13 protein-coding genes and 1 pseudogene are annotated in these 10,382 nt (G+C 39.7%); 3 read left to right on the top strand and 11 right to left on the bottom strand.

The genetic code is table 11. The features are described 5' to 3' along the window. Both ABI367_RS03305 and rpsL read right to left on the bottom strand, forming a co-directional pair. Positions 1 to 98: pseudogene (locus ABI367_RS03305) on the bottom strand (30S ribosomal protein S7); the annotation flags it as partial. Positions 99 to 118: 20 nt separating this feature from the next. Continuing rightward, positions 119 to 532: a 30S ribosomal protein S12 gene (gene rpsL, locus ABI367_RS03300; RefSeq protein ID WP_067063087.1), complete on the bottom strand. Its 414-nt coding sequence runs from the start codon at positions 530 to 532 to the stop codon at positions 119 to 121. A gap of 191 nt (positions 533 to 723) precedes the next feature. Here rpsL and ABI367_RS03295 point away from each other — a divergent pair, with 191 nt between their 5' ends. Continuing rightward, positions 724 to 2,019: a sensor histidine kinase gene (locus tag ABI367_RS03295; protein WP_462226569.1), complete on the top strand. Its 1,296-nt coding sequence runs from the start codon at positions 724 to 726 to the stop codon at positions 2,017 to 2,019. 409 nt (positions 2,020 to 2,428) lie between these two features. On the opposite strand, the gene ABI367_RS03290 is transcribed toward ABI367_RS03295, so the two are convergent. The 4 genes from ABI367_RS03290 to ABI367_RS03275 form a co-directional block, all read right to left on the bottom strand. Then, complete coding sequence (locus ABI367_RS03290) at positions 2,429 to 3,427, bottom strand: ABC transporter ATP-binding protein (protein ID WP_462226567.1); 999 nt, start codon at positions 3,425 to 3,427, stop codon at positions 2,429 to 2,431. Between the two features lie 73 nt (positions 3,428 to 3,500). Beyond that, positions 3,501 to 4,346: an outer membrane beta-barrel protein gene (locus tag ABI367_RS03285; protein WP_462226565.1), complete on the bottom strand. Its 846-nt coding sequence runs from the start codon at positions 4,344 to 4,346 to the stop codon at positions 3,501 to 3,503. Positions 4,347 to 4,386: 40 nt separating this feature from the next. Then, complete coding sequence (locus ABI367_RS03280; RefSeq protein WP_462258012.1) at positions 4,387 to 5,151, bottom strand: hypothetical protein; 765 nt, start codon at positions 5,149 to 5,151, stop codon at positions 4,387 to 4,389. Beyond that, positions 5,135 to 5,704, bottom strand: coding sequence for an RNA polymerase sigma factor (locus ABI367_RS03275; RefSeq protein ID WP_462226573.1), 570 nt, complete (start codon positions 5,702 to 5,704; stop codon positions 5,135 to 5,137). Before ABI367_RS03275 ends, ABI367_RS03280 begins: the two co-directional genes overlap by 17 nt. Positions 5,705 to 5,911: 207 nt before the next feature. Between ABI367_RS03275 and ABI367_RS03270 the strand changes: the two genes are divergently transcribed. Both ABI367_RS03270 and ABI367_RS03265 read left to right on the top strand, forming a co-directional pair. After that, a complete protein-coding gene (locus ABI367_RS03270; RefSeq protein WP_462226561.1) occupies positions 5,912 to 6,217 on the top strand; it encodes a DUF4160 domain-containing protein in 306 nt (101 codons plus the stop codon). Further along, positions 6,214 to 6,498 carry a DUF2442 domain-containing protein gene (locus ABI367_RS03265; RefSeq protein WP_462226560.1) on the top strand — a complete coding sequence of 95 codons (285 nt, stop codon included), beginning with the start codon at positions 6,214 to 6,216 and terminating at the stop codon, positions 6,496 to 6,498. Before ABI367_RS03270 ends, ABI367_RS03265 begins: the two co-directional genes overlap by 4 nt. On the opposite strand, the gene hemJ is transcribed toward ABI367_RS03265, so the two are convergent. The 5 genes from hemJ to ABI367_RS03240 form a co-directional block, all read right to left on the bottom strand. Beyond that, entirely contained in the window at positions 6,499 to 7,029 is a 531-nt protein-coding gene (gene hemJ, locus ABI367_RS03260) for a protoporphyrinogen oxidase HemJ (protein WP_462226558.1), read from the bottom strand. 96 nt (positions 7,030 to 7,125) lie between these two features. After that, complete coding sequence (hemE, locus tag ABI367_RS03255; protein ID WP_462226556.1) at positions 7,126 to 8,151, bottom strand: uroporphyrinogen decarboxylase; 1,026 nt, start codon at positions 8,149 to 8,151, stop codon at positions 7,126 to 7,128. A 108-nt stretch (positions 8,152 to 8,259) separates the two neighbouring features. After that, on the bottom strand, positions 8,260 to 8,781 hold the full coding sequence (locus ABI367_RS03250) for a tetratricopeptide repeat protein (protein WP_462226554.1): 522 nt from the start codon (positions 8,779 to 8,781) through the stop codon (positions 8,260 to 8,262). 3 nt (positions 8,782 to 8,784) lie between these two features. Further along, positions 8,785 to 9,492 (bottom strand): response regulator transcription factor, encoded by a 708-nt coding sequence (locus ABI367_RS03245; RefSeq protein ID WP_462226571.1) that lies wholly within the window; start codon positions 9,490 to 9,492, stop codon positions 8,785 to 8,787. Between the two features lie 13 nt (positions 9,493 to 9,505). Next, entirely contained in the window at positions 9,506 to 10,381 is an 876-nt protein-coding gene (locus tag ABI367_RS03240; protein ID WP_462226552.1) for a sensor histidine kinase, read from the bottom strand. Between the last annotated feature and the right edge of the window lies 1 nt (position 10,382).

Raw genomic sequence — 10,382 nt, 5'->3', positions numbered from 1 at the left:
CCGTCATACATCATGTTATTTACAAACCTGGTTACCAAAATATCATTGAATTTTGGATCAGGAAGAAGGATTCTTTTTTTTGGTTTTGATTTTCTCATTGCTATCTATCCTCCTTTAATTATTTCTTTTTACCTTTTGCAGGGGCTGCAGCAGCCTGACCTGGTTTAGGGCGTTTAGTACCATATTTACTACGACGTTGGTTACGACCAGCAACACCTGATGTATCTAACGCACCACGGATGATGTGGTAACGTACACCCGGTAAGTCTTTAACACGACCACCGCGGATCAATACAATTGAGTGTTCCTGCAAGTTGTGACCTTCACCAGGGATATAAGCGTTAACTTCTTTACCGTTGGTTAAGCGCACACGTGCAACTTTACGCATTGCTGAGTTTGGTTTCTTAGGGGTAGTGGTATACACGCGTGTGCATACGCCTCTTCGCTGTGGACAGCTGTCCAACGCTGGTGACTTACTCTTGTCAACCATAGCTACTCTACCTTTTCTAACTAATTGCTGAATAGTAGGCATTTTTCCTTTTTTGTATTTACAGTTTTATCCTTATTTTAAGGACTGCAAAGGTAGGTACTTATTTTTTGATTTTCAAGCGGTTGAATAAAAAAGTTTTACAGGGCCAATAATAGGGCAGTCGGTTTATAACGAGTACGTATAGATTTAACATTTAATTAACGTTTCTTTTATTAAATTTGAAGAAGTTAACTATGCCTGAAACAACACCTTCTTTTTTAACGAAACTCCGGTTACAGGTAATTGGCAGCGATGATGATTTTTCGCTGGAGAGCCGGATATTTCATTCATTTTCGGCATTGGTTTTTGTTGTACTGCCCTTACAAATAGCTTTTAATTTGGCTATCGGTTTATACGCGCCGGCAATTATTACTACCGTAGTTTTAGCAATACAAATTTTTTTATACTCGTTAAGTCGGTTTAAGCACCAATTAAACCTGGCTGTCATATTATCAGCCATTGAGGTAAATATATTTACAGCTGCCAATTATTTTTTTAACGCGGGTATAGCGGGTAGCACTTTATTATTGTTTTCCATCTCGCTTTTCATGATCATATCGGTATCGCAAAAAAAGCATTGGCTAATTTGGTTTACCATTAACCTGGCTATTGTGATAGGTATTACATGTATAGAGTATTACTACCCATCAAGCATTAAAATAAGCTATGCCAGCCGTAAGGAGCTGTTTATAGATAATGTGGGAACGTATATAATCATCATCGTTATTTTATATATAGGCACCTCATCCATCCGCAGAAATTATAGCGCCCAAAAACAATTGGCCGACGAGAAAACAAATGCCCTTGAAATGTTAAATGCCGAAAAGGATAAACTATTCTCCATCATTTCGCATGATCTGCGCAGTCCGTTGGCGCTTACCCAGCAGTATTTTAGCGCCCTTAAAGAGGTTGAAATGGATAATGAGGAGCGTTTAGCTTTGGAAAAAGACCTGGTTAGCAACCTTGCCAATGCGGAGTACCTGGTAAATAATTTGCTTAACTGGGCAAAAAACCAGATGAAAGGTGTAGCCCCTAACCTAAAAAACATCAACCTTAATCAGGTTTTTGCAAGAAAGGCCGAGGTGTTTACCCCTATCGCCTTAAATAAAGACATACAGCTAACCACCATTATTAACGAAAGCATTGTTGTAAAAGCGGATATTGATATGTTGCAGCTCATCATTCGCAACCTGTTAAATAATGCTATTAAGTTTACGCCATCAGGCGGAAAAATAGAATTGAAAGCCATTAAACAAAACAACGAGTGCATTATATCAGTAAGCGATAATGGCATAGGCATCCCATTAGAAAAGCAGGGAGATATATTTTCATTAAAAGCCAACTCCACCTACGGTACCGAAAATGAAAAAGGCACTGGCCTGGGTTTAGTACTTTGCAGGGATTATACCTTATTGCAAGGCGGTAAAATATGGTTTACCAGTGCCGAGAATGCGGGCACTACGTTTTTTGTGAGTTTGCCTGCTGTCTGAACCTTGATTTTTAAGATTTGAGGATTGCCTTGATTTTTAATAGTCCATCAAACTTTTCGCGAAAAGGTTACCTTATTTATTAATGGGTATTAAGGTTACCAATTATGAAATCAGCCATAAACATTTTTAGTACACATAGAACAGCAATAATCGTATACATATGTTATGCTTTATTCAGTGTGTTAATTTTATTTTCAGGATGGCGTCATACACACACTGCGTATTTAGACCGTGGATCCAAATTAGTAATTGGAGAAGGTATTATTTACGGCTATTTATACTTGACCTTGATAGGCATAGTTTTAACGCTTATTACTTTGTTTAAATTAGCTGTAAGCAGAAAAGGACGATTATTTTATCTGCTGTTGTTAATTGGAATTATAACGCCCTTGGTAATTTTATTTACAATTTAATACTCCAAATACCTACCAATCTTTAAATGCAACCTGTCACCCTCATTATATTTACCGGGCTGGTCATTTAACAGGCGCAATACTACCTCCTTATATTCTAATAACAGATCTTCATAGTTGCCTTTAAAAAGCACTTGCTTAACTGTCCAGTTTTTGCGGGTCCAGCTGCTGGTGGTGACGGCCCATTCGGGGTATATAACTACGCAGTCTTTTTGGGTTTTAATACCGCAAAGTTTGGCTTCGTCCTGCGTAAGCACATTGCAGTTGGTAAGCAGTCGCGCGGTATACAGGTTTTGCGGGTGTTGGTATAATTCTTTGGGGTGACCCGCTTCCAGAATTTCACCATCCTGTAATACCAGCAGTTCATCTGCCATTGATAATACCTCGGCCGGGTCATGCGATACCATAATAACGGTTAACCCGGTATCCTGCACAATCTGCCTGATGTCCTGCTGCAAGCCTTCACGAAACGAAGTATCCACCTGGTTAAAGGGTTCATCCAGCAATAAAACTTCGGGACGGGTTATCAGGGCGCGGGCTATGGCTACGCGCTGCTTTTCGCCACCGCTTAGGTCGGCTACCCGTTTATTGGCCAGTTTAAATATGTTGAGTTGTTTTAAAACTTGTTCAGTCCTTTCTTCTTTCGCGGCCACATCAGTATTAGGCATCAGCACGGCTATATTATCCCAAACTTTAGCGAAAATATTTAAGCCATCGGTGTCCTGGGTTACCATTTTCATGGCATCGTGGCCGGGTATCAGTTTTTCTTCAGGCCCCCAAATGCGTTCGCCTTTAAACTGCACCTCGCCTTCATCCGGCGACAGCAAGCCGTACAACATACGTAGTAAGGTACTTTTCCCGCTACCGCTCTCGCCTATTATAGCTGTAATTTTTCCCTCCTGAATTTGTAGACTGATGTTTTTAACCCCCGACTGGCGTTCGCCCGGATATATTTTGCTGATGGATAAAGCTTGAAGAAAGGGAGTTGATGACATGTTGCAAAGATATGCAAAACGGCAAAAGGCTGTCGATTAAAACAGCCTTGCTATGTATTTATATCAACGCTATTTAAAAGTTGAGGGTAAAGCCTACCGCGAAGTTTTTTAAACCCGCCTGCGCCGGACTGTTCTCAAACATATCGTTCATATAGTATTTAGCATAAATACCTGTCGAACCATAACTTAGGCGGGTAAACGCGCCATAGCGTAATTTGGTAAAGTGATAATCATCATCTATTTTCTGCTTGCCTTTTTCTTCGCTTATTTGCTTAACACGGCCGCCTAACAACAGCCCGGCTTCCGGACCAACTATCCAGGTTAAATGTTTGCCCCGGTTGTTTTCGTTGGTTCTGAACTCGAACCCCAAAGGCACCCTCAGGTAAGTTGATGAAAAACGGTTTTTGCTATAGTTAATGTTATCTACCACATAAGTTAATGTTGGCGTGCTTTTTTGTATGGTGATATTTTCGCGCAAGCGCAGTAGCGTCCAATCGAAACCACCGGCTAATGACATTTTAAAATTCTTGTTAAAGCGGTATCCAAACTGCACAAGCTCAAAACCCACGTTGCTTGATTTCCATGAGCGATAGCTTAAAAAATCATTTTTGGGCGATAAAGTAAAGCTGCCGTTATCAATCAGCGTGGTTAATCCCAGGTCGAACCTGAAAATTATATTAAAATTAACCTTATCTCTTCTTTCGGCGGCGGCTTTTATGCTGTCGCGGTTAATTTGTCTATCATGAAAGCTAACCTTGTACCTTTTTGTGTTTCTTACAACGGTAGTATCTTTTCTGACTATGGTTGTATCTTTTTTTATTATGGTAGTTGTGGTAACTGTAGTAGTTGTGGTGGTTCTTTGTGCAAAGCTTAGTGTTGATACAGCGCAAATTAGGGCAGTAAGTAATAGGCGTTTCATATTAGTGCGTATTTAAATGGTGTATACTATTATAATTAGATCATTGTTTTTTAATTTTTATCAGCCCCAGGTTTAAACCTGTAATGGCTGATCCATCTTCATCATCCTCGGTAAATTCTATCAGTTTGTCCTCGCGTTTATCAACCTTGGCTATAATGGCGTTTATTAAACCGCCAACGCTGTGTATGCCGCGTTTTTTAACGGGTGTGTTTATTGTTTCGGTGGTGGTTATTACCACTTCCGGTACTTGTTGGTCATCAGCAGGCGTAGTTGTAAAAGATGTTGCTTTACTCGGCACAACCATAGCAGGCTGTTTTTGCTGAGGCTCGGTTACTACTGCCAGTAAAGGTTTGTTGGTTGGTAACGGCCCGGTTATTCCCGGTGAATTGATTGGTACAGGGATTTCTGTTGCCGTTTTGTTAACACCTTCCTCAGGCATATTTACTGCTTGTTTTGATACGTTCGTAACACTATTTACTGGGGCATCAACCATTCTCTGTGTTGTTAGTGTACCACTTTTAACCCGATCACCAACCGGTAAAAGTTTATCAATTTTTACCGCAACTTTATTTTGCTTAACCGGCTTTACAAAAGTATTTTGCGTATGGTTAAAAAACAGCAAGCCTGCCGATACCAATATAATAACGCTTGCCGCAACACTCAGATAATATATTACCACACGTTTTCCTTTTTTACCGTGCAACTCATCAGCTATACCGTTCCAAACTTTTGGTGAGGGCTCCATTTCAAAATCGTCAAGTTTTGAATTGAACAAACTGTCAAGTTCTTTATCCTGCATATCCATATATTTTACCTTCCATTTTAATAACCTGTTCCTTTAAAATTGCGCGCGCCCTTGATAATTGCGATTTTGACGCGCCCTCTGTTATACCAACTATTTCGGCTATCTCTTTATGCGAGTAGCCATCAATAGCAAATAAGTTAAAAACCATGCGATACCCTGGCGACAACTGGTTTATCAAACTCATAAGGTCCTTTGCATCCATATTGGCTATTACCACCGGGTTTACTGATGGTTCATTACCTTTCTCATCTACATCGGCCACCGGCATCATTTTATGGTGCTTACGATAGTGTTCAATGCTACAGTGTACCATAATACGCCTTATCCAACCTTCAAAAGAACCCTTGCCCCGGTAACTATCCAGGTTTTTAAAAACATTAATGAAGCCGTTTTGTAAAACATCCTCAGCCTCCATTTTATCTATTGCGTAACGCATGCAAACCCCCAACATTTTTGATGCAAATTGCTTGTACAGCAGCTCTTGCGCTTTGCGCTCACCGGCTTTGCACCTGTTTAATAATTCATCAATTGTGTAAGTGGGTTTTAGTAACATCATTATTGGTAAGATGTACGCCAGTGGCAAATGGTTGCATGGGGTATTAAATATTCTTTTATCACCTTAAAGATAAATAGTTAAACATATATTAAAAGAAGAGCGTCCATCAGTTGGGTTACACCGACAGAGCAATTAGTTGATTAAATGAATAATGGGTAAGAATCGCCGAATTTTCATAATTTTATCCTGTTAATTATAACACTTATGCCAAAAATATTTGAGTATTTGGGTATCATACTTTTCTTTTATTCAAACGAACATGAACCAATTCATATTCATGCCAGTTATGGTAATTTAGAAAGCAAAGCCGAGTTTTATATTATTGATGGCAAAATATCAGAAATAAGAATTAAATTAGTAGAAGGTAAGAAACCATTGAAAGGGGCTAAACTTAAAGACTTTGAAAAGTTTTTAGAAGTTTATGCTGATAAAATAGTTAACAAATGGGTTGACTATTTTGTATACCATAAAACAATAGAGTTTGAACGAATTACTCATAAATTAAAATGAAAATCATTCAGGAATATAATGACCATTTATCAACTGATGTAATAGAAGTTAAATCGGCTAAATACATTGGTGATTATGCTATAAGGATTTTCTTTAACGATGGGAATGAAAAGCTGGTTGATTTTAAGCCTTTCCTTATTAAATCACAACACCCCGCAATTTCAAAATATTTAGATGAGTCGTTATTTACTCAGTTTCAAATAAGCAATGGGAACTTAAATTGGGGAGATTATGATTTGATATTTCCGGTTCATGATCTTTATGAAGGATCGGTGATTTAACTATTTAGCTCTGTAATGTTTATATATTTTAACGGCTAGCATTAACACCACGGACAATCCCACAATACCCACCACCCCATATATCCAGTTAACCGCGCTTTTAAGCACTACCAAAAACACGATGGCAAATAGCAGCAAGGTTGCCAGTTCATTCCATAAACGCAATTGGGTGGAGGTCCATTTATAAATGCCCTTACGCATTTGCTTCATTTTATTTTGGCAGATAAAATGGTAAACAATCAAGACCAATACAAAAGCAAGTTTTACATGCATCCAGGGTTGCTGCAACCAAAATGGCGAAAGGTATAACATACTAATACCCGCGGCTATAACAATGTACATGGACGGCGCAGTAATTATCCACCATAGCTTGCTTTCCATTATCTCAAACTGTTTGGACAGGATGGTACGGTCAGGTTCGGGTTTGGCTTGTGCTTCGGTATGGTAAATAAAAAGGCGCACCATATAAAACAGCCCCGCCATCCAGCAGACTACAAAAATGATATGTATGGCTAAAATATAATAGTACATTTCTTTTGTGCGTTGTCATGCTGAGGCTCTCGAAGCACGTGGGCAAAGGCCTTTACGCTCACCCTTCGACGGGCTCAGGGTGACACCCTCTTTTTTTTAGTACTTAAATTCTTTTATCACCTCAACCGCGTACTTCACATTATCAAAAGGGATATCAGGCATAATGCCGTGGCCCAAATTAAATATAAAGCCGTTCTCACCTTTCATGCGGTCAAACAGGCGGTAAATGCGTTCTTTAATTACTTTTTTATCGGCATACAAAATATGCGGATCTAAATTACCCTGCACCGCCACACCTTGCGGCAACCGCTTTTTAATATCCAGCAGATCAACATTCCAGTCGATAGAAATTACATCCGGTTTAGCCTCGGCCATTAACGGCGCGAAAACTGAGCTGCCTTTACAGAATGATATCACCGGAATATCTTTCCGGTTTAACTTACTGATGATCTCGGCAATATAACGGTGCGAAAATTCTTTATAATCATCCCACGCTAAAGCCTGCGCCCAGCTATCAAATATTTGTACGGCATTTACACCGGCTGCAATTTGCAGGTTCAGGTAATCTGCTGTTACTGTGGCAATTTTTGATAATAATGCATGTGCCATCTCAGGCTCATTATGCAGCATTAACTTGGTTAGCTTAAAATCTTTTGATGATCCGCCCTCAACCAAATAACTCATTACGGTAAACGGCGCCCCTGCAAAACCAATCAGCGGGATGCTACCATTTAAACGCTGTTGTATCACCTTTATCGCATCAGCAACATATTGTAGCTTATCTATACAATTTACCTCAAGATTATCAATATCCTTTTGCGTACGTACGGGGTTGGCAAACTTAGGACCGATATTTTGAGTAAAGCTCAGATCGCCGCCCATGGCCTCGCCGGTAACCAGTATATCCGAAAATAAGATGGCGGCATCAATACCCAGCAGATCAACCGGCAACATGGTAACATCGGCAGCAATCTCGGGGGTTTTGCACATCTCCAAAAACGAGTACTTGTTTTTTATTTCCCAGTACTGGGGCATAAAACGTCCGGCCTGGCGCATCATCCACACAGGCGGGCGTTCGGTTTTTTCTGAAAATGCAGCTTTTATTAGTAATGAATCTCTCATATCTCAATTAATCGGTTGTCATGCTGTCCCGATACCTATCGGGACGAAGCATGTGGGCAAAAGCCTACGCTCACCCTTCGACAGGCTCAGGGTGACACCCATTTATTATTATTTTTTATCCAGTTCCTCATGAAGACGTTTAATTACATCCTTCATTTTAGCGGTTGTTTTTCCTTCGTATTTATCGGTCAGTTGCAAATAGGCTTTTGCCTTTTCAAAATTGCTTTTCCTGATGTTTATATTGGCTACATGTACCAGCGCCGCCACATGGTCATTTGCCGACCGCAGCGGAAACTGCGCCGCCAGTTCATAATGTTTTTCGGCTTCATCAAAATCCTGCTTTTGCAAGCTTACCCCGCCGGCAATAAACTCGTAAAAACCGCGGCGCTTTTTACTTAACCAGTTGGGGTTAGGTATTTGCTCCAGCAGTCGTTCGGTTTTAGCATAGTCCTTATTATGAAAAGCCTTTGCTGCCAATATTATCGTTCCCTCTTTAAAATAACCCCATGCTAAAAAAATTGCAAACATGGCTGTTACCGCTGTTATCTGGTAAACTTTCATGTTGGCCGATACAACCAGCATGATCAAAAAAGCACCGATAACTAATATCCTTGCCCGGTTGGTAAACATTAATTAATGCTGATTATCTGTAAACTTATAACCTACCCCGCGTATAGAGTGAAAATAAACCGGGTTTTTAGGATCGGGTTCAAAATACTTACGGAACGTTAAAATAAAATTATCAATGGTACGGGTTGACGGGTAAACATCATAGTTCCATACGGTCTCTAATATCTGCTCGCGAGATACGGCATCATTCCTACGCTCTATCAGCAGCTTTAAAAGCATGGTTTCCTTTTTTGTTAACGGGGTGATAGACCCATCCTCATTAACCAACTCAAACGAGTTGAAATGGATGGTTTTTTCGCCAATTTTATAGCTGTTAAACTCTTTAAGGTCATCACCTTTAAGGCTACGTTTTACCAGGTTGTTTACCCGTAAAATCAGCTCTTCCAGGTTAAATGGCTTAGTTAAATAATCATCAGCACCTTTTTTTAAACCGGCTATTTTATCCTCGTTGGTATTTTTAGCGGTCAGGAACATAATGGGTACTTCCGAATTTTCTAAACGGATAGTTTCGGCAACTACAAAACCGTCTATCTCGGGCATCATAACATCCAGTATCACCAGATTAAAACGCTCCTCTTTAAATATTTGCAAAGCCTTTTTGCCATTGTTGGCGGTTGATACCTTGTAACCTTCCAATTCAAGGTTAAGCTTAATAGCCTCTAAAAGATGCTCTTCATCCTCGGCCAATAAAATTCTTTTTTTGGGTTGTATTGTCATATAATTTTTAGGTTAATGCAAAAACAACCTCAAATATACTTCCTTCCGGACGGTTGTCTTTAACTTTAATACTGGCCTGGTGCTTATCTAATACTTGTTTAACAATATACAAGCCTAAGCCCGTGCCTTTGGTATTGCGGGTATCTTCACTACCTACGCGATAAAATTTATTAAATATGAGGTTTTTTTCTTCATCGGCTATACCAATGCCATGATCGGCAACTTCAAAATGTACCTGGCCGTTCCTCGAAAATAATTTCACATCCACTGTTTGGCAGGGTTTTGAATATTTAACCGCGTTCTCTATTAAATTGGTAACTACTGATGTCAACGCAAATTTATCGCCGGTTATTTCAATTTTAGGCTCAATCTCCGCATTAATTATCATTTGGTTGCAATCGCATTTGGTTAGCTGTAAACGGTTTACAATACTATCAACCAATACCGATAAATTAAAGCTGGCTTTAGGAAAACTGTACGACTGGTTATCGATCTTCGAAGCCAGCAGCATATTTTCAACCATATCATCCAGGCGGTCAATATCCAGTAATGATTTGTCTATAAAATCAAGTATCTGGACCTTGGTCAGATCACGCTTTTGTATGGTTTGTAATAATAGCTTGATTGATGCCAGCGGCGATTTTAGCTCGTGCGTTACCGACAGCAGGAAGTTCTTTTTTTGTTCCTGTAAGGTGCGTTCTTTATTAATTGACCGGTGCAAATAAAAAGCCCCGAACGTAAATACACTGATAAACATAAAGCCCTCGCCCGATATCATGCCCAGGCGTTCGGGCTGTAATTTAACCAGCATATATCCCCACCAAATTAATTCGGCAAGTGCATAAATGATAAGCGCATAAAATATTACCAGTGGCTTTCTCATG

The sequence above is a fragment of the Mucilaginibacter sp. genome, assembly GCF_039935595.1.
In the GTDB taxonomy this organism is placed as follows: Bacteria; Bacteroidota; Bacteroidia; order Sphingobacteriales; family Sphingobacteriaceae; genus Mucilaginibacter.
Note: the sequence above shows the minus strand (reverse complement) of the source record. Positions and strands in the feature narration are given on the sequence as shown.

Bases quoted from the DNA above. Each gene is read 5' to 3' on its own strand.
- rpsL (WP_067063087.1), bottom strand. From the start codon at position 532: ATGCCTACTATTCAGCAATTAGTTAGAAAAGGTAGAGTAGCTATGGTT.
- ABI367_RS03295 (WP_462226569.1), top strand. From the start codon at position 724: ATGCCTGAAACAACACCTTCTTTTTTAACGAAACTCCGGTTACAGGTA.
- ABI367_RS03290 (WP_462226567.1), bottom strand. From the start codon at position 3,427: ATGTCATCAACTCCCTTTCTTCAAGCTTTATCCATCAGCAAAATATAT.
- ABI367_RS03285 (WP_462226565.1), bottom strand. From the start codon at position 4,346: ATGAAACGCCTATTACTTACTGCCCTAATTTGCGCTGTATCAACACTA.
- ABI367_RS03280 (WP_462258012.1), bottom strand. From the start codon at position 5,151: ATGGATATGCAGGATAAAGAACTTGACAGTTTGTTCAATTCAAAACTT.
- ABI367_RS03275 (WP_462226573.1), bottom strand. From the start codon at position 5,704: ATGTTACTAAAACCCACTTACACAATTGATGAATTATTAAACAGGTGC.
- ABI367_RS03270 (WP_462226561.1), top strand. From the start codon at position 5,912: ATGCCAAAAATATTTGAGTATTTGGGTATCATACTTTTCTTTTATTCA.
- ABI367_RS03265 (WP_462226560.1), top strand. From the start codon at position 6,214: ATGAAAATCATTCAGGAATATAATGACCATTTATCAACTGATGTAATA.
- hemJ (WP_462226558.1), bottom strand. From the start codon at position 7,029: ATGTACTATTATATTTTAGCCATACATATCATTTTTGTAGTCTGCTGG.
- hemE (WP_462226556.1), bottom strand. From the start codon at position 8,151: ATGAGAGATTCATTACTAATAAAAGCTGCATTTTCAGAAAAAACCGAA.
- ABI367_RS03250 (WP_462226554.1), bottom strand. From the start codon at position 8,781: ATGTTTACCAACCGGGCAAGGATATTAGTTATCGGTGCTTTTTTGATC.
- ABI367_RS03240 (WP_462226552.1), bottom strand. From the start codon at position 10,381: ATGAGAAAGCCACTGGTAATATTTTATGCGCTTATCATTTATGCACTT.